23 protein-coding genes and 1 pseudogene are annotated in these 19153 nt (G+C 33.2%); 6 read left to right on the top strand and 18 right to left on the bottom strand.

The window, feature by feature from the left end:
* Window positions 1–44: 44 nt before the first annotated feature.
* The 16 genes and pseudogenes from ACUTSE_RS11535 to ACUTSE_RS11460 all read right to left on the bottom strand — a co-directional run bounded on the left by ACUTSE_RS11535 (window position 45) and on the right by ACUTSE_RS11460 (window position 10262).
* Window positions 45–461 (bottom strand): hypothetical protein, encoded by a 417-nt coding sequence (locus tag ACUTSE_RS11535; RefSeq protein WP_445640324.1) that lies wholly within the window; start codon window positions 459–461, stop codon window positions 45–47.
* A gap of 4 nt (window positions 462–465) precedes the next feature.
* On the bottom strand, window positions 466–741 hold the full coding sequence (locus tag ACUTSE_RS11530; RefSeq protein ID WP_445640323.1) for a hypothetical protein: 276 nt from the start codon (window positions 739–741) through the stop codon (window positions 466–468).
* Window positions 742–832: 91 nt separating this feature from the next.
* Complete coding sequence (locus tag ACUTSE_RS11525) at window positions 833–1306, bottom strand: hypothetical protein (protein ID WP_445640322.1); 474 nt, start codon at window positions 1304–1306, stop codon at window positions 833–835.
* Between the two features lie 113 nt (window positions 1307–1419).
* Window positions 1420–1842 carry a hypothetical protein gene (locus ACUTSE_RS11520; RefSeq protein ID WP_445640321.1) on the bottom strand — a complete coding sequence of 141 codons (423 nt, stop codon included), beginning with the start codon at window positions 1840–1842 and terminating at the stop codon, window positions 1420–1422.
* Between the two features lie 490 nt (window positions 1843–2332).
* Window positions 2333–2632 carry a hypothetical protein gene (locus tag ACUTSE_RS11515; protein ID WP_445640320.1) on the bottom strand — a complete coding sequence of 100 codons (300 nt, stop codon included), beginning with the start codon at window positions 2630–2632 and terminating at the stop codon, window positions 2333–2335.
* Between the two features lie 280 nt (window positions 2633–2912).
* On the bottom strand, window positions 2913–3299 hold the full coding sequence (locus ACUTSE_RS11510) for a hypothetical protein (RefSeq protein WP_445640319.1): 387 nt from the start codon (window positions 3297–3299) through the stop codon (window positions 2913–2915).
* On the bottom strand, window positions 3292–3552 hold the full coding sequence (locus tag ACUTSE_RS11505; RefSeq protein ID WP_445640318.1) for a hypothetical protein: 261 nt from the start codon (window positions 3550–3552) through the stop codon (window positions 3292–3294). The genes ACUTSE_RS11510 and ACUTSE_RS11505 overlap by 8 nt, the downstream gene beginning before the upstream one ends.
* A 178-nt stretch (window positions 3553–3730) precedes the next feature.
* Window positions 3731–4201 (bottom strand): hypothetical protein, encoded by a 471-nt coding sequence (locus tag ACUTSE_RS11500; RefSeq protein WP_445640317.1) that lies wholly within the window; start codon window positions 4199–4201, stop codon window positions 3731–3733.
* A 265-nt stretch (window positions 4202–4466) separates the two neighbouring features.
* A complete protein-coding gene (locus ACUTSE_RS11495) occupies window positions 4467–4799 on the bottom strand; it encodes a hypothetical protein (protein ID WP_445640316.1) in 333 nt (110 codons plus the stop codon).
* 5 nt (window positions 4800–4804) lie between these two features.
* The gene (locus ACUTSE_RS11490) at window positions 4805–5416 is read right to left on the bottom strand and encodes a hypothetical protein (RefSeq protein WP_445640315.1); all 612 of its coding nucleotides are present in this window, start codon (window positions 5414–5416) and stop codon (window positions 4805–4807) included.
* Between the two features lie 166 nt (window positions 5417–5582).
* The gene (locus ACUTSE_RS11485) at window positions 5583–5933 is read right to left on the bottom strand and encodes a DUF2019 domain-containing protein (protein WP_002991032.1); all 351 of its coding nucleotides are present in this window, start codon (window positions 5931–5933) and stop codon (window positions 5583–5585) included.
* A complete protein-coding gene (locus ACUTSE_RS11480) occupies window positions 5921–6295 on the bottom strand; it encodes a hypothetical protein (RefSeq protein WP_002991030.1) in 375 nt (124 codons plus the stop codon). Before ACUTSE_RS11480 ends, ACUTSE_RS11485 begins: the two co-directional genes overlap by 13 nt.
* A gap of 758 nt (window positions 6296–7053) precedes the next feature.
* Window positions 7054–7854: pseudogene (locus ACUTSE_RS11475) on the bottom strand (RHS repeat-associated core domain-containing protein); the annotation flags it as partial.
* A gap of 283 nt (window positions 7855–8137) precedes the next feature.
* The gene (locus tag ACUTSE_RS11470; RefSeq protein ID WP_445640314.1) at window positions 8138–8632 is read right to left on the bottom strand and encodes a hypothetical protein; all 495 of its coding nucleotides are present in this window, start codon (window positions 8630–8632) and stop codon (window positions 8138–8140) included.
* A gap of 13 nt (window positions 8633–8645) precedes the next feature.
* Window positions 8646–9608 (bottom strand): RHS repeat-associated core domain-containing protein, encoded by a 963-nt coding sequence (locus tag ACUTSE_RS11465; RefSeq protein WP_445640313.1) that lies wholly within the window; start codon window positions 9606–9608, stop codon window positions 8646–8648.
* 27 nt (window positions 9609–9635) lie between these two features.
* Window positions 9636–10262, bottom strand: coding sequence for a hypothetical protein (locus ACUTSE_RS11460; RefSeq protein ID WP_445640312.1), 627 nt, complete (start codon window positions 10260–10262; stop codon window positions 9636–9638).
* Between the two features lie 133 nt (window positions 10263–10395).
* Between ACUTSE_RS11460 and ACUTSE_RS11455 the strand changes: the two genes are divergently transcribed.
* The 3 genes from ACUTSE_RS11455 to ACUTSE_RS11445 all read left to right on the top strand — a co-directional run bounded on the left by ACUTSE_RS11455 (window position 10396) and on the right by ACUTSE_RS11445 (window position 13222).
* Window positions 10396–11571 (top strand): SH3 domain-containing protein, encoded by a 1176-nt coding sequence (locus ACUTSE_RS11455; protein ID WP_445640311.1) that lies wholly within the window; start codon window positions 10396–10398, stop codon window positions 11569–11571.
* Between the two features lie 58 nt (window positions 11572–11629).
* The gene (gene panB, locus ACUTSE_RS11450) at window positions 11630–12448 is read left to right on the top strand and encodes a 3-methyl-2-oxobutanoate hydroxymethyltransferase (protein ID WP_002991009.1); all 819 of its coding nucleotides are present in this window, start codon (window positions 11630–11632) and stop codon (window positions 12446–12448) included.
* Window positions 12449–12526: 78 nt separating this feature from the next.
* On the top strand, window positions 12527–13222 hold the full coding sequence (locus tag ACUTSE_RS11445; protein WP_002991007.1) for an RluA family pseudouridine synthase: 696 nt from the start codon (window positions 12527–12529) through the stop codon (window positions 13220–13222).
* A gap of 195 nt (window positions 13223–13417) precedes the next feature.
* Here ACUTSE_RS11445 and ACUTSE_RS11440 read toward each other — a convergent pair whose 3' ends face one another.
* A complete protein-coding gene (locus ACUTSE_RS11440) occupies window positions 13418–14128 on the bottom strand; it encodes a YebC/PmpR family DNA-binding transcriptional regulator (protein WP_002991003.1) in 711 nt (236 codons plus the stop codon).
* Window positions 14129–14227: 99 nt separating this feature from the next.
* Window positions 14228–15310, bottom strand: a complete 1083-nt coding sequence (gene gcvT / locus ACUTSE_RS11435) for a glycine cleavage system aminomethyltransferase GcvT (RefSeq protein ID WP_002991000.1) — start codon at window positions 15308–15310, stop codon at window positions 14228–14230.
* A 241-nt stretch (window positions 15311–15551) separates the two neighbouring features.
* On the opposite strand from gcvT, the gene ACUTSE_RS11430 reads away from it, so the two are divergent.
* The 3 genes from ACUTSE_RS11430 (at window position 15552) to ACUTSE_RS11420 (ending at window position 19122) form a co-directional block, all read left to right on the top strand.
* Window positions 15552–15857 (top strand): DUF6804 family protein, encoded by a 306-nt coding sequence (locus ACUTSE_RS11430; RefSeq protein WP_002990997.1) that lies wholly within the window; start codon window positions 15552–15554, stop codon window positions 15855–15857.
* 1604 nt (window positions 15858–17461) lie between these two features.
* Window positions 17462–18319 carry a KPN_02809 family neutral zinc metallopeptidase gene (gene ypfJ / locus ACUTSE_RS11425; RefSeq protein WP_445640310.1) on the top strand — a complete coding sequence of 286 codons (858 nt, stop codon included), beginning with the start codon at window positions 17462–17464 and terminating at the stop codon, window positions 18317–18319.
* Window positions 18320–18339: 20 nt separating this feature from the next.
* Window positions 18340–19122: a hypothetical protein gene (locus ACUTSE_RS11420; protein WP_445640309.1), complete on the top strand. Its 783-nt coding sequence runs from the start codon at window positions 18340–18342 to the stop codon at window positions 19120–19122.
* Window positions 19123–19153 lie beyond the last annotated feature (31 nt).

Here is a 19153-nt window from a genome sequence, read left to right as displayed (position 1 = left end):
CACTATAAAAAAAGCATTTATAATTCTAAACAATAGTATTATTGCTATTCTACTTTTACATAATAAATTCCCTTTTCAGCAATTATATCATCTCCATCAAAAGAAGAACTAAACAAAGTGACAGCATTTCTAATTGCTTCTTTAGAATATGAATGATCTGAAAGATTATTATCATTATCAAAAAAGAAATCCATAAATTCTATTCTTCCTTCATTCAACCACCAAGTGCCATTATTTATAAACAATAATTCTCCTGTTTTCTTATTGTAAAGAACTTGTTTGTATTTATAAACACTACGATTATATACTTGAGTAAATTGTAAGGTATCACTGTAAATAAATAAACTATCTATCACATTTACCGTAGGAGATTTAACATATATACCTGTAATTTCTTTTTCAGATTTTTGACAACCAACAAAAAGAAATACTAGTATGATTATTGAAATTATTGTTTTCATAGTTTTACTCTTCTATATTATGATCTATCCAAATATAAGTCTGTCGTGTAATTCTTGATGGTACTTTTGTAAGAAAATCCGAAAATTCATCCCCCATAAAAGGCCCCAAACGATTCAAAGACTTTACTGATTTTGAATCTGTAATCAAAACTAATCTTTGAAAACTTCTAATATTATAAAAACTAGCATTTACAGTTCCCATCATTTGCATAATCATATTATTTCCAGATAAGAAAGCTGCTCGTAACGCGGGTAAATAATTTGCAAATGAAATTAACATATTACCTTACTTGAGTATTTCCTTTTTGAGAACCATCCATCTGATGATTAAAATCAATTCTACCTTCATCCCCCAATATAAAAACCTTATTTTAAGGCACTTCATCGATATAATGATAATATTTAATTGAAAACAATACTAGACAGTAATAGATTAAATGAGGATCATCTTCTGTAAAGTAAAAATGATAAACGCTCTTCCTATTTTCATATTTTCTTATAATCGAACCAAAAATAATGTCGTTTACAAACACATCTCCCTCAAAATTTCCAAGTACTTTAAAATGTGATTTAATACTTAATTCTTTTTTTTCATTTTCTAAAAAAAGTTTTAATTGCATTCGCTCTTTTTTAAATACAACTTGATCTTCTAGTTTTTGAAATAGAATTCTTATTCTACTTCCAAAAAAAGTTCTTCTATATTGTAGTACTAAATCACCTTGTGCATTCTTTATTGTCCCTTTTGAAAAAACCAAATAATTCGTTTCATCAAAAACAAATAATAGTTGATCTTGAAAATATATCTTATAATCAACTGCCCTATAATCTTCAATATATTTTTTCATTTTTTACCTGTAAATCCTATTCTATCTCTACCTTCAATACCTAGAATTTCCCTATCCATATATCAATAGTTCACTATTTATTTTATAAATAGAGATCCAGTTGTAAAAAATCATTAGTCTTTCTTTTTTAACTTTCTCAATTGAGCCATCGTTAAATGATTTTCTACCCCTCCTTTAATCATTATTTTATAGTCATCTGGCTCTCCACATCTCCAATTTACTTCAATAATGGTATCTTGCTTATGAAAAGAAAACGTCAATTCTCCTTTTCTTTTTATGATGGTATCCCCGATTTCTATTAATTCAGCATAATTAGCTAACCATCGTGTTTCATCTTTGCAATTGCACTTTTTTCCTGTCACTAAGTGCGTCCCTTCTGAATTCATATTATACGCACTTGTTGATGGCTTTTTTTCTAGAATTTGCAAACATTCTACTGCCAAAGCGTGTTTTTTATCTATTTCACAATTCCCTTCTGCACAAGAAGATAATGACAACAATAACAGTATAACTCCAACTCTTTTTAAAATTCTCATTTAAATCAATTTTTATCCGAATAGTATGTCCCAGTAACTGTAGTACTTAGTACAACACCAAATCTTACATTTCTCTCCTCACATTGCTATGTATTATAATATAAATACCAAAAAACAACAACATATAACAGTACATTTAGTATCATATAGCGAATTACTAAACTTGCAACAAATGTTTTTTTATAGATCACATAACTTACTATAAAATGTATAAATATTGTAATTATGTAAACTATCCCCATCTCCTTTTGATAGTTTGCATTACTTGTAAATCCTAAAAAAAAGCAAGATAAAAACCAAAGAACAAGTAATACAACTAGAATAGCACTATTTAATACTAGATATTTTATACTTTTCATTATTGTATATTTTAATTAAGGATTTTTCACCTACTCCGAATAATTTTATATTGTTCTCCCTCACACTTCCCCGAGGGTTTCATTGAGTTATCCCCTTTACTGTGAATTAAATATTCCAAAAGTTAGTTATTCTAGTCATTTAAAAATATCTTTATTTCATGTACTAGTTCTTCCTCTCCTACATTTCGTCCTTCTTTTACAACATTAATTTTTTCATTATCATCCTCATCTAATATCTCCAAATCAAAATCATACCTTAATTTCTTATCACTTCCATAATTAAATGTAGAGATATAAATTAATTTATTCTCCTTCATTATTCCAATTGCGCAAAGATCTGCCTCCCAGAAATCAACTATTTTGATTGCACTAAAATTAATTCTTAATCGCAATCTTTCTATAAAATTCAATATTGTTATATCCTTCTCCATTATTTTACAAATCTTCCATTTGTTAATAATTTCCTTAACATTGCCTTGCCATTCTTTTGAGCAATTACCACTAAAACACTATCGTTGATCACTTTATCAAAGCAAGCAAGATTTCTTTGATGTAAAACAAAAACGCAAAGCTGTTAGCCTGGATTTTTGGGGGTTATGATAGCTTCTTCAATGTCTTTAATGCTTCCTTTCTTATTAAAGATTTTGGGTGATTAGTCAACATTGTTATTTTCTCCCTTGTCTTTCTTGATTTCATCATCTTTTCTTCAATTTAAGGAAGTGCTTGAGTATTAAACTCATCTATAACTAAAATAGAAAACAATAGTATACAATAAAAATTAACATCTTTCTCACTATTAAATTCAAATGTAAATGATGATTTCAATAATGTTAGGCTATTACTAAATACACCTTGTTTTTTATTATCTACCATAAAATCTCCTTCAAATTTCCAAGCTCTGATCTTTTTTTTGAGTTCTATAATACTACCCTCTACTTCTAAGCACAATCTCTTTCTCAAAAAACATAAATTCACTTTTTTGTCAAAATTTTGATTTTTTATGAGATACTTTTTATTATATCCAAACAAGTGTTTAATCTCTATCTCTAGTAATTTCACATTATGACTATCTTCTATATAAAATACATCTCTAAACATTTTTTTCTGTGTTCTGCTCGTATATAATAATTGATTGTGATAGTAAAAGTCTGTATTCCCATTCAAAGTTATCGCCGTATACATTATTTTCTTGTTTTCCTGTTAAACCTATTTTAAGTGAAACATTGATTCCTATTATGGCTTTAATACCTACACTAAGATCTAAGACATGGTTATTACTTCCAGAAACAGTTCCAATTTTTCCGCCTAAATCACCTCCTCCTAGTGACATTTTATTAGTCAATTGCGCCATTTTAGCCCTTTTTACACTTCTTTTAGGCCCAATCCCCCATTCTGTTTGAAGATTCCCCTAATTAGAATAATAATCTAATCATTGTCCACTAGGCGTCCTATCTTTAGTAACCTAGTCTAATTTACCCGAAATAGCACTATTTTTTAAATAGGGAACATGTAATGATCCACCAATAAAATCATGTACTTGGTCGAGTATTAAACTCATCTATAACCAAAATAGAAAATAATAGTATACAATAAATATTAACGTCACTCTTGCTATTAAAATCAAATGTAAATGATGATTTAAAAAATTTTAAATCGTTATTAAAATTTCCGAAAAAATCATTATTTACAATGAAATCTCCTTCAAATTTCCAAGCTCTGATCTTTTTATTTAATGAGATAGTATCATTTTCTACTTTTAAATATAATTTCTTCTTAAGTTTAAATAAACTAATCTGATGATGTAATTTCTGTCCTACTATCAAGTATTTTTTATTAAATCCAAAGAAGTTCTTGATTTCTAGTTCTAATAATTTTACTCCATGGATATCTTCAATATAGAAGATATCCTTAAGGAAGTATTTATAAGTGAAACATCTAAACAACAATTCATTATCAAAGTAAATATCTGTATTCCCATTCAAAGTTATCGCCGTATACATTATTTTCTTGTTTTACCTGTTAAACCTATTTTAAGGGAAACATCGATTCCTATTATGGCTTTAATACCTAACCAAAAGATCAGTGGGTGTGTTATTTATACTTTAATTGAATATCGATGGACGGTTCACAGCTTACAGTTTTACTTCTCTTTTAATCGAATAATCTTCCGTAGACTGTTAACGGTTAACTGTCAACTAAATTCACTGTTGCTTTTTTTGTAGGCTATGACAAATCCACTAGTTAAACGAGTTTTTAAATTTTATTTTATCTGATGTTTTTTACAATTTTTACTACTTCTCTTGCTTCTTCTGTAATCTTAATCCAAACAGAATCTCTTAACATTTTTTCAACATCCTGTTCCTCATACTCTAATAAATTAGCAATAAAACCATCAATCTTCTGTTTTTCTACCTCAGAGAATTTAATACTACCTTGTTTAGCATCCGAAAAAAAGTCATAGTCTTCTAAGGAATTAACTCCTTCTTCAAAACTAGAAACTCTATCCCAATATTTTCCTTCTAACCATACATCTTTTTGAAATTTCAAATCAGCTATTTTTTCCAGAATATCAATAACATTTTTTTCTTTATTTTTCATTTTTTCTAAAACTTAAAATCATTTACTGGTACATGTAAATTCGATGCTCTATTTTGATTTTTACCAGTTATATTTAAAATTTGTTTTTTATGAACATCTACTGGAGCTCCATTTATATATCTTATGGTATAAGGTGTTTGAGAATTAACAAAAGGGCTATTAACATTCCCTCTCATGACTCTTACATTGTTACCAATATTAGAAGGATCAATATACCTTGTTCCCGCATCTTTTTTAGCCGATTTAATTATCCAATTTTCTGGTATTTGTTTTGTGACCAAAGCACCTGCATCTCCTGCAGGTCCAATCAATTTAACTCCAACTTTCGAAACTGTAGCACCAACTCCAATAAATGGAATCGTGGCCGCTAAACTCAAAGATCCTTCTACGTACCTACCTCTACCATACGAAATACCTGCATTGATTAAATCAATCGGTTCGCCTATTATCGGTACCATCCCAATAATATCTAACCCTGATTGTAAATTATCTAATTGTGTTTCTCGAAGACCATCTCTGAAATACTGATAACCCGATGCATTTTTATACACATGATCCTGAATCAATATTCCTCGTTGGCTACTGCTAAAACTACTCGAAATTGTAATATTAGGCAAACTTTCATAAAATGTACTCTTTCCTGTTGTACTATTTACACCTATATTTCCAAAATCATTAAAAAAGTCGTCTCCCTGATTACTCTAAATATTCCATCCCAAATTGAAACTATTATTCCTTAAATTGTCAGACAAAAAATTACTTGGATTCAATAACTCTATTATCTCATAATAAATTTAACATTCCTTGCCTCCATAAATCTAAAGTCGTTTTTGCAGATAATCCAGTAATAGAAGTTAATTTCGATAAATCTTCTAGTGTTCTTTCTGCTAAATCTGGAAAACTCTTAAGTGTAAAAGTTGCTGCCCAAAGTCTTACATTTTCATCTGGGTCGCTAAGCAATTCACTAAATACATTTGTATGGTTTAACTCCTTTGCTTTAGTGTACAAATCTTGTATTTTTTTGTGGAGTTTATTTACATTTTTTTTATCTCCAACGGCTATTGCCTTGCCCCACTCAATAGCTTCTATTAAAAATTTTGTTTTTATATTATCTTTTGTCATCATGGTGTCCATCCAAATCTTTTTAATACATCAATACCATATTGGTATTGCTTTTCATAACTCAATCCTTTTACATAATCTCTGACTCTCATACTTGTACCTGGCATTAACGAATTATAGTACCCTGTTACTTTTGCATGAATAGTACCCGCTCCATGAGGAAGCTTAATTAAATTATTTACATTATGAATGCTCTCAGTTCCAAATTTAGCTACATTATCCGAATGTTGTTCTACAATATGATACCAAGCATATCCTTTCCTTGCTGTACCATGAGCTCTTTTAAAAGCATTAAAAGAACTAAACCCTTGACTTACTGACTCTTTTGACTTACTAAAAATAGTAAACACCCCATTAAATCGTGCAGACGGCATTACTAAACCGATGTTACTACCTACAGCATGAGCGTAATTATCATAAGATATATTTGGATCCCAAACGCCTAAATTTGTCCATTCCTGAATTAGCTGTTGTTCTTTAAGTCGAGAGGATACAATATCAATCTTAACTCATCCTGTAATTCCTTGCACTACGTGCGGTATCTTCGTCTAAAGCTACGCTTTTTCCTCGATAATATACTGGTCTTATAGTTTTGGGCTATTGTATTATTCTTCTCATTATACCCTTGATGTGCCAATCCAAATGGATAGTAATTCGTTTCTTCAATGATCTCACCAACATCGATTTTATCGTTTTTATTCGCATCGACTCAACTCAACTCAAACGGTATTATCCAAAGCTAAAGATAACTAACTTTTTATATTATAAATAGGCTTTGGTCAATGAGTAGGAAAATACATCAACTATAAAGTCTTATTCTATATCATGGATACCTACATCCAAAATTTTAAAACAAAACAAGCATTTGTTAAATAACGCTCAATCTATTTTATAAATTACAAAACCCGCTAGTCTAAAGACTAGCGGGTTTTTCCTCTTTTAAAAGTAACTCTTTATTTTTATTATCAAAAAAATAATCCCTGCAATAAATAACGCATAATTACTAAAATAATAATTCGTTTCTATAGGAAAACGAGCTCCATCCTTAAATTTAGGTAATTTAGTTTTTAGTATACCTCTTAAACCTATTGTTATCATAATTAAGTAAATAATTATATATCCCATATAAATCTTATTTCATTAACCATTTTTTTGTATCCGCCCCAATTGTTTCTTCCATCGTATAATTAATACCATTTATTAATGTGGTACCTCCTCTGCTTAAACCTTTTCCAATCACTCTTTCGGCAGCCTTTACACCATAATTACCACTACGTGAAAAAATTAAAGACACTCCAAAATTGACTGCTGCATTTTTCTCTTCTCCTCTATTCAACATAAATCCTGATTCAATTGTTGTGCTAGCTAAACTCATAAATCCACCAATACTCATCAAAGGACCACCTAATGGAGCCCCAACACCAGTAATAGATAATGCTAAACCAACTTCGGTAAATTTAGCTCCACCATTTTCTAAACTAGAAGAAATTGCTTTTAAATGATTATTCTCACTAATGTAAAAACCATCACTCGTTCTCATTGGACTAAATCCTACATCGGTAGTATCCCCACTAAGATTATCCGTTACTGAACCATCTGCATTTAAGTTATAAGATTCTGTACCTGAAGTACCATTGTAAGACATTGTTTCTGATACTCCTTTGACATTTCGATATCCTCTATCTATCGCATCTTGTTCGCTATGAACTAAAGCATCATAAGTAAGTAACTTTTCTCCTTTATCTGTGGTATGTTCAATCCAATCTTCACCAATCATTCCCGTAGGATCAACCATATTGATAGGATTATTAAATGTATAAGCATAAGGATTCCACTGTGGCATTTTCTCCGCCAACGGATCCACATTCATCCATCGACCAAGTGCAGCATCATAATTCCTTGCACCGTAATCATGTAAATTCAAGCCTAATTCGTCTTGATATTCCTTGCACTACGTGCGGTATCTTCGTCCAAAGCTACGCTTTTTCCTCGATAATATACTGGTACTTACAGTTTTAAACTATGAACTTACTAAATTAGCTTAGACATTAAGTTAAACATAAAGACTTATCTTTGAATCATGAAAAGAATCTGAAAGGCATACGATGTTACTTTTAAACAGTAAGCTGTTGAACTGACTAAGGAAAGAACGAACAAATCAGAATTAGCTCGTGAAATCAAGAAAAAGGACTGTCTTTTTAAGACAGCTCTTTTGGTTATTTATATCGAACATCCCACATTTTATGGATATTAATGTCTTCGACAACTTTGTTTAGGAAATCAGATTTGTATTTTGATTTGGTAAAACATTCTATACCTATCGGTAAATCCTGTTGCTCTATTTCTGAACCTCTTTTTATTCTATAGCCAAAGCCATCTCCCTCTAATTCCATACATTGGTCTAACTCAAATAATTCTTCTTTTGATATTTGATTAATGTTATCAATGCATATTGTGAAATATTCTTGTTGAAAATTGATTCTACCATTTATCAACTTATAAATCTCAAGTTTATCTTTACTGTATGTCCAAACCGTTGAAAAAGTAGCATAGGTAGAAGTAAGATAAAATACATTTCCATTCTTCTCCAAAAGGGAAGAAATTGTTTTGTCTGTAAACTTGTTGTTCTTCTGTATGTTACTCTTCAGCGTTGAACAAGATATACTTAGTAACGCAATAAATGCTAAAATTATTTTTATCTTTGTTTTCATCTCAATTACAGATTTATTTACCTCCCATTGTCTTAAAATCAGAATACTTAATAGTTATCAGGGACTTATTTTTATTATAAAATGTTACTGTTCCACTTCTTACTCCAATAACAAACGTGTTGCCTTTAAATCCTCTATTCTCCATTGTTGTTTGAAACCTAAAGTCTGCAGGAGATGGATTTGAACTACCTAACTGTATACCTCCAACAGAAGTATTAGGGTGTGTATGCCACCAATAATCTACATTTGAGGCATCTAATGGCATCTGCCTCTGTCCATTAACCACAAAAGTATTCATAGATGCTTTCGCTCCGATAACATTTCCGCTTGTGTCTTTTACTTTTTGTGCAGGTGTACCCTCATCCCAACGTGTTGCATTAGCATCGCCAGAGTTTGCGTGTCCTCCGTGTTCTTTTTCTGATGTCTTTGTATCATTGACGGAACTAATCACATCATCCATTACACCGCCTGTTGGAATTTTAAATACATTATCACTTTCAGTAAGTGAACCTGTATAATTTTCTCCTGCTTTAGTGGAATTTTTTACATCTCTCTTTACTACACCACTTACAAGGTACGATTGTCCATCATCCTTTCCGTCATCTCCAATAAGTTTAGTTCTACCCCAAAAGTTTTTAGTATAAATCGGATCTCTACCGTCTGGATCTATGAAAACAAGTGGATTATTAAACACAAAACTGTATAGCGACCAAGATGTATAACGCTCTGCGTGTGGATCCACATTCATCCATCGACCAAGTGCAGCATCGTAATTCCTTGCACCGTAATCATACAAATTCAATCCTAACTCATCCTGTAATTCCTTGCCATTGTATTGATACTTATATTTGTCTCCAATGGTATTATTCTTCTCATTATACCCTTGATGTGCCAATCCAAATGGATAGTAATTCGTTTCTTCAATGATCTCACCAACGTCGATTTTATCGTTTTTATTTGCATCCGAATAACTCAAGCGAACGTTGCCTAAATGGTCGCGGTATTAGTATACATAGCTACTAGTCTCTGCATTGAAATATCCTTCTACTGTAGGGAAGAAACTCAATATACCATCTACGTATTGGAAACCATCGATATAATCTGTAACGACTGTTGTACTGCCTTGGGTTACTTTTTTCTGTACTTTTTCACCTGTGGCTGTATAAAGGTAAGTAATTTTTCCCGCTGCAAAAACTACTTCAGTAGGTAAATTCAGATGGTTGTACTTCATTGCCGTAATCCCCTTGTTTCGGTCTACTTTCAGGTTACCAAAACTATCGTAATCGTAATGTTTATCAGCCGTACTCCCTTGTTTGAATCCATCAGTATTATTAGAACTGTCTACTACTTTTTGTAGGGTATTACCTTCATAACTGTAAGTCAGCTGATCGAGATCCAACGCAATGGCTGTATTCACACTGCATCCTTTTCGATTTAAGTAGATAATATTACCATTGGCATCGTAGTTCATCTTTTCATCATACAATCCGATGATAGGTGTGATACCTCCAGGTTCGTGGTAGGTTCCTGCTTTTAAACGGTTAACCTTATCATACGCATAACTATAACGACGCAATACATTATCTTGGGCTGTTTTCCAGGTTTGTTCAGCAATGTTGCCGTTGTACAACTTCTTGACGCCCCTACTTCCTCCCTAGAAATAGTGAAATTCAGCCCTACTTTGCATTTTTCTATTTTCAGCTTTATTTTTTTTATCAATTTTACATCCTCAATTAAACCTATATTGAATAACAGAACACCGTATGAAAACACTCGTTCAAGCCTTATTATTATGTTGCTCATTACAAGCTGCAGCACAATCTACTACCTTGTATACCACCAAGCCCACAGAAGCCTATAAAGACAAAGCGGCGACTCAAAAGGCAGGGATTTTTATTTCTAATGCACATCTTTCTTACTATGAGAAAATCAACAAACGCTTAGTACAGATAGACCGTGATTACGAGAATCCCATTTATATTGTGGATACCCAAAACCTAAAAGAATACTATACCGAAGATTCACCAGCAGCACCTGCTCCAATTATTGAAATGGATGAGTACTATGGATCTCCTCACCTTTTCACAACTGTAGCGGGATTAAAGGTGCGCGAATACCCAAGTAGTACCGCTAGTGTATTGGGAACGGTCTTAATTGGAACGGCAGTACCGATTGAGTTTTATCCGTATGATAAAAATGCATGGGTTCCGATTTCGTATAAAGATGGATATGGTTATGTAGCGGTACAATATTTAGGTGAACGCCCTGTGATGAGTGAGTTGATTCAAGCGTACAAAGGAGCAACCGAAGTGAACGAACAACGCAAATACGCGGAGCGCATCTTAGAATTAGGTTGGAACAGCGAAGACAAAGAAACGCAAAAGGCCATTCAGCTTTATATCGACTTTGCAACAAAACAAGATGAAACGGAAAAAGTAGAATTGTTGAAAATGCAATTGGAAGTATTTAAATCCATGCCTAAAGTGGGTGATTCTTCTAAAGTGAACAAAATGGTGAAGAAAAAGCAATTTGGCTTTGCTTTAAACGGAAAAGTTGAGCCCATAGACGGTTTTGATATCGATTGGATTCACAACTACTTAGGGTATCCGATTGATGAATCTTCCAATTTAGAAGATTGTGCCTTGGAGGATTATGAATCTAACTCCTACTTTAATTCGGCTGAATTTATCACGCATGACCTTGATCATACCTATAAGGTAAGAAAAATGGACATGCTCAATAAAAATGGTTTTATTCTAGATAATCACTTGTTGGAGCAGTATACGACAGAAACACTCTTCCTAAAATTAGCCAAGGGATTAATCACGACCATTGATCCAATTGAACATACTTATTACATTGCGGTGGAGGATGTACTCTACAGTTTTGAGTTTCGCAATAATGAATTATTGCGAGTAGAATTGATTTATTACTGCTAAATTTTTTATTTCAAGTCTTTTTACTCTACTTTTACAAGGAATTACAAAATAAACAACAATGTCAGTAGCAAAGAAAGATTATAAAAAAGTGACTACTAAGTCGCTGATTGATATGAAAGCCAATGGAGAAAAAATATCAATGCTTACTTGTTATGATTACTCAATGGCCAAGGTTTTAGAAGCTGGTGGAATTGATGTCATGTTAGTTGGAGATTCTGCTAGTAATGTAATGGCAGGACACGAAACAACATTGCCAATCACACTAGATCAAATGATATACCATGCACAATCGGTAGTACGAGGTGCAGATAGAGCTCTAATTGTAGTGGATTTACCTTTTGGTTCTTACCAATCTGATCCTAAAGAGGCATTGCGTTCTTCTATTCGAATTATGAAAGAAAGTGGCGCACATGCAGTAAAAATGGAAGGTGGTATTGAAATCAAAGAAGGAATCAAACGCATTTTAGAGGCGGGTATTCCTGTAATGGGGCATTTAGGTTTAACTCCTCAGTCTATTTATAAATTTGGAACGTACACCGTTAGAGCCAAAGAAGAGGAAGAGGCAGAACAGTTGATGAAAGACGCTAAAATGCTAGAAGAAATCGGATGTTTTGCTGTTGTATTAGAAAAAATTCCAGCTACATTAGCGAAAAAAGTAGCAGAAAGCATTTCGATTCCTGTTATTGGTATCGGAGCTGGTAATGGGGTGGATGGACAAGTATTGGTTATCCATGATATGATTGGATTAACACACGAATTCAACCCTAAATTCTTACGTCGTTATTTAAACATTTTTGATCAGATGAAAGATGCTGTTGCACAATATGTTGACGATGTAAAAGCAGTGGATTTCCCTAATGAAAATGAACAGTACTAAACTGTTTTTTTTACAAAATATACTTTCAAAAATATCCTTTTACATCTAAAAGGATATTTTTGTTTTAAAATTCATCGTATGAAAGTTGTTTCTACTCCAGATAATTTACAAATCTTACACGAAGACAATCACCTCATCGTGATCAATAAACGCGTGGGTGATTTAGTTCAAGGGGATCAAACGGGAGATATGCCTTTAAGTGATATCATCAAATTGTATTTAAAGAAAAAGTACAATAAACCAGGAGAAGCTTATTTAGGTGTGGTACATCGCTTGGATCGTCCTACCTCGGGAATTGTAGTATTTGCCAAAACATCCAAAGCCTTGACGCGTTTGAACGAATCTTTTAAAAATAGAGAAACGAAGAAAACGTATTGGGCTGTTGTGAAAGATGCTCCACCTAAAGTAGAAGATACTTTAGAGCATTTTTTAGTCCGAAACCCAAAGAATAACACCTCTAAAGCGCATAATAAAGAGGTTTCCAATAGCAAAAAAGCCAAATTGACTTATCGTTTGTTCCATCAATTGAAAACGTATTCTGCTTTAGAAATTGATTTACACACGGGACGTCATCACCAAATACGCTGCCAATTAGCCGCAGTAGGTTGTCCTATTAAGGGTGATTTAAAGTATGGGGCTGATCGAAGTAATCCAGACGGCGGAATTCACCTACACGCCCGTTCGTTAACGTTTACTCATCCTGTAACCAAAGAAATCCTGACGATAGTAGCTCCAACACCAGAAGATGTGATTTGGAATGAAATTAGTAAGTGATGGGTTGTGAGGTTTGTTTTTTGTGAGGTTTGTTTTTTGTGAGGTTTGTGCTTTGTGAGGTTTGTACTTTGTGAGGCGATGAGGAAACTCTTACCTCCTAACTCATAACCCCTAACCCATAACATAACCCTTAACCCATTTCCATAAAAAAAAGCTTCCCTAGGGAAGCTTTTGATATATCCAGAAGAAAGGAGATTACGCCATCGTTGTGAAAACGTTTTGAACGTCATCGTCTTCTTCAATTTTTTCTAATAATTTATCCACATCTGCTTGTTCAGCTTCTGTCAATTCTTTTGTAACTTGTGGAATACGGTCAAATCCTGAAGATAAGATTTCAATATTTCTACTTTCTAGTTCTTTTTGAATTGCACCAAAGCTTTCAAAAGGAGCATAAATCATTACTCCATCCTCGTCTTCAAAAATTTCATCAATACCATAATCAATCAATTCCAATTCAAATTCTTCTAAATCTCTATTGGCATCTGCAGGTATTCTAAAGTTACAAGTATGATCAAACATAAACTCTACTGAACCAGATGTTCCTAATGTACCATTGCATTTATTAAAGTAACTTCTAATATTAGCAACTGTACGGTTGTTGTTATCTGTAGCACATTCAATTAAGAAAGCAATTCCATGAGGACCATAGCCTTCAAACATTACTTCTTTATAGTTTTCGGTGTCTTTATCTGTAGCACGTTTTATTGCACGCTCAACGTTTTCTTTCGGCATATTAGCTGCCTTAGCGTTTTGCATAACTGCACGTAAGCGAGAGTTTGTTTCTGGGTTAGGTCCACCTTCTTTAATAGCCATTACAATGTCCTTACCAATTCTCGTAAACGTTTTTGCCATAGCAGACCAACGTTTTAGCTTACGTCCTTTTCTAAATTCAAACGCTCTTCCCATAATAATTTATAACTTGATTTAATAATGCAAAAATAAAAGATAAAAAAAATATATCATAAAAAAGAGGGGCTTATTTTAAGCCCCTAGTTTTTGATTCCATTATTTTTTATAAAACGGTGTTTTTACCACTTTTGCTTCAACATCGTTTTTTCTAATTCTAATGTAGATTGTACTACCTTCAGCAGCATGTGCTAAGGTTACATACCCCATTCCGATTCCCTTTCCTAAAGAAGGAGACATCGTTCCTGAAGTAACTTTTCCAATTACAGCACCTGTTGCATCCACAATTTCGTAATCGTGTCTTGGAATACCTTTTTCTACCAATTCAAAACCTACTAATTTGTTTTGTAGTCCTGCTTCTTTTTGTGCTTTTAAGATATCTGCACTAATGAAGTCCTTAGTGAATTTAGTAACCCATCCTAATCCTGCTTCTAGAGGAGAGATTTCATCGTTTAGCTCATTTCCATATAAGCAATATCCCATTTCTAAACGCAAAGTATCACGTGCTGCTAATCCAATAGGTTTGATTCCCCAGTTTGCACCAGCTTCAAATACTTTGTTCCAAATCATTTCGATATCTTCGTTTTTCGCGTAGATTTCAAATCCTCCTGAACCAGTATAGCCTGTTGCAGAAATTACTACGTCTTTTGCTCCAGCAAAAGTATCGATGGTAAAGTTGTAAAATTTAAGATCAGTTAAGTTCACTGAGGTTAAGCTTTGCATTGCTTCAACAGCTTTAGGCCCCTGAATAGCTAAAATAGAGTAGCCGTCAGATAAGTTTTCAAGTGTTGCATTTACATCATTATGCTGGTTGATCCACGTCCAATCTTTATCGATATTCGATGCATTTACCACCATTAGATATTCATTCTCATTGATTCTATAGGTAATGATATCGTCGATTACTCCTCCTTTTTCATTTGGAAAATAACAGTATTGTGCTTTTCCATCTACCAACGTAGAAGCATCATTAGAAGTAACTTTTTGGATTAATGGCAACGCATTCGGACCCGAAATTTTGAAAATCCCCATGTGAGATACATCAAATACCCCTACACCGTTTCTTACTGTCTCGTGTTCTGCATTTACACCTTCATATTGAACAGGCATTGAAAATCCTGCAAATGGAACCATTTTAGCTCCTAAACCTTCGTGAATGTGATTTAAAGTTACTTGTTTCATCGTGTTGTATATCAATTTTAATAATAGCGCTAAAGTAAACTAATTTTATTGGATTTGAAAGCGGGAATTTATATTCAATAAAAGCACACTGATCTTGTGTTATTTACAAGGTAGTTAAGATAAAATTTAATAGTTTATGGACTATTTGCGTATTTTTTTTGAATTTTTGAAATCTTTTTTTGAGCTTGGTTTTCAGCTTGTTAGGTTGTATCTTTGCAGTAGATTTAAAAGAAACAAAACTATGGAAAAAGGATTAAAAATAGGCGCAATGTTATTGTTATTAGCAGGTATGCTAAGCTTGCCAAAAGATTTTTATGAATTGACAAAATTCATTTTGATTGCATTATTCGGTATCCTAGCTTACAATTCACATGTGGAAGCAAATATTAAAGGTACTGGACTTTATATTGCCTTAATCATCTTGTTTCAACCTTTCGTTCCAATTCCATTTGGAGCTACAGTTTGGATGGTGATCCACGGTGCAATTATTGCGTTTCTAGGAGTAACTTTATTCGCTCCTAAAAGTAAGCTTCGCAAAGCTATTTAATGAAAAGTTAATATACAAGAAATATTTATAAAATTTTAGTCTATCCAAAAATCTTGGGTAGACTTTTTTTATGGGGTTAACCCTACTAAAACCGCACAATTGCAAAGGGAAGTAATGTTTTTGACTAAACGTATGGAATTATAATGTGAAAGCAGTATATCCGGAATGTTTTATTAATATTTAGATTTTTTAATAATTTTTATATTAAAATATTTGATTATTGATTTTTTTTAGTATCTTGCATAGGGTAAATAAATGTATTACTGTATTTTTTATTAGTTGTTAAAATGAGTATTCAGTGTTTCTTCTTACTTTGTGGGGACTTGGTTTAAGATTAAAACGAATACGAAAGAAATTAAAAAGGGTTGCTTTTCAGCAACCCTTTTTTTATCGTTTATGGTTTACAGTTGATGATTTATACCGTTTACAGTTGATAAAATTTTCTTTAATCGATAAATTTCATAACCTTTCACTACTCACTAGTTCGTAAATTGTTTACCTCTTAGTAAGGGATAATAGTAGCTTTGTTCGACATTCCTTGGACAATGCTAGGAGTATACTAGGAAAACAAGCCTTTTTGTCGAAGGAATGTCCAAGAAAAGTCGAAGGAATGTCCAAGGAAAGTACAAGAAAGGTACAAGAAAGGTACAAGGAAGATTGAAGAAACTGTATTCAAGTCCCTAAGATGTTTTTTATGTTCTCCCTTTTAGGGCGAAGTTAACTTTTGCTATTTTATTGAAATAGGTCAACATAAGGCCACGGAAATGAAAAAAGAAGTAAATTTTCGATTAAAAACGATTTGCAAAAAACAATACTCCACAACATGGTGTGAGCGCGGGATGCGACCCCTCCTTCGTCGGGGTGACATACTGGATGCGAATTACGAGATGATGATAGATTCTTCTTTAATCGATAAATCTCACAAAGAACAAACCTCACAAAAAACAAACCTCACAAAGCATCCCTTTCTTTTTTAAAGGGTAAAAAAGAAACAAAAACCCCTTCAACTAACTCAAATAAAGGTCTAATTAGTTTTTAAGGCTGAAAATAAAAGAACTCGCTACGCTCAAACACCTTTTATTTTTACAGCCTTTTCAAACATTTGACGCTCTTTATTTGACTTACGTTGAGGCTAAATTGTCTTTTGTAAAGGTATTTTACACTTTTAAGTAAATTGGTTTTGTATTGTTTGCTGGGTCGCTTTTTTGTTTTCTTGTGAAGTTGTAGGATTTATCGATTAAAGACGATTTACAAAAAAGCCTCTCGCAAAAAATCAAACCTCACCGTCTCATCTTCTCACCGCCTCACAACCTATTATGGATTCGGAGGATGCGCCCCCTCCTTCGTCGGGGTGACATACTGGATGCGAATTACGAGATGATGATAGATTCTTCTTTAATCGATAAATCTCACAAAAAACAAACCTCACAAAGAACAAACCTCACAAAGCACAAACCTCACAAAGAACAAACCTCACAAAGAACAAACCTCACAAAGAACAAACCTCACAAAAAACAAACCTCACAAAGCACAAACCTCACCCATCTCCCCCCTTTCCACTAACCTATTTTTTTCATACATTTACGAAAAAATCCGGAATCCGTATGAAATGGGAAAATCTCAGAGAAAGTAAAAATGTCCGAGACAATCGAGGAAAATCGATGGTTGGAAAAACCGCATTAGGCGGAGGTTTAATTGGTATTATTGCCATGCTTCTTGTTATTTTTGGAGGCGAAACGGGACAACAAATTGCACCAGTCTTAGAACAATTGAATCAAGGCGGGCAAACAACGGAACAAACAGAAACAAGAACCCTTTCATCCGAAGAAGTTAAAATGGGTAAAATGGTTTCCGCTATCGTTGGAAGTACGGAAGATGTTTGGCATGATATTTTTGATCAAATGGGTCAAATCTACCAAGAACCTGCTCTCGAACTCTTCGATGATCAAGTGCAAACCGAATGTGGAAATGCGCAAGCTAGCGTAGGCCCTTTCTACTGTCCTGCGGATCAAACCGTCTATATGGATTTGCGATTCTTCGAGGAATTACACCAACGTTTCGGTGCGGAGAAAGGCGATTTCGCGATTGCTTATGTCATTGCACATGAAATTGGGCACCACGTTCAGAACTTATTGGGAACAAATACCAAAGTATGGGAGCAACAACAACGACTGAGTAAAAAAGAAGCCAATAAATTATCCGTTGCCCAAGAACTACAAGCTGATTTCTATGCTGGTGTTTGGGCTAAACACGTTCAAAAATACCTAGAGCCCAAAGATATTGATATTGCCTTAAGCGCTGCACAAGCTGTTGGAGACGATGCCATTCAAAAGAGAGTAACCGGACAAGTTAATCCTGATTCCTTTACCCATGGTACCTCTAAACAACGCAAAGAATGGTTCATGAAAGGATATCAAACAGGCGATATCAAACAAGGCAATACATTCGATTTTATCAAATAACAATTCACTATAAAACCATAATGACTAATTTAAAACAAACGATTCAAAAAATTTTACATGAAGGATATGATTTCCAACCTTTTCTAATAATGAGAGAGGCGGCAACCTACTATAAAAAAACCATTTTACTTGTTGTTGTCAGTCTATTACTTGCTTTCTTTGTTGCTTCTTTTTTGGGGTCTATTGCTTTAACGCAAATCATAGACATCAATGAAACTGCAACACCAGCGGAAATTCAAGAAAAACTAATTGAATTGACTGGCAAGCTAACACAACCTCCTTTGTTGTATACTTATTTGCTTTTTGCAGTCTTATTTTCGGCTTTATCTAGCGTACTCATTGCCGGATTTTACAAGATAAACGCAGAAGCAGCACTAGGACAAACTCCGCGTTTTAGTAGTGTTTTTAAATATTTTTTCAATTTAAAAGGAGCTTATGTTTTTGTCGCACAAGGGTTGATTACTTTGTTCTTTACGGCATTCTCTGTCTTGCTGAAAGAATATCAATTGGAAATGGTTTCCATCATTATCAATTGGTTAATCAATATCTTAACGATATTCGCTACTCCTTTGATTATTTTTGGTCGTATGTCTCCTTTTGCTGCAATCAAAACGAGTATTCAAGTCGTTAATAAACAACCCATTCCCATTATACTAACAGTAGTATTGAATTATTTCTTAGTATTTTCAGGTCTATTTTTCTTCCTTGTAGGAATTTTAATCACCTTACCTTACTTATTCTCTATCTACTTTACCTTGTATAAACAGATTATAGGTTACAACTTAGAAGAAGCGAAAGTTTAATTCACACCTTCCTTCATCCCTTATACAAATG

This window comes from Myroides sp. TSA_177.3 (assembly GCF_052691955.1).
This window is presented reverse-complemented; position numbering and strand designations above follow the sequence as displayed.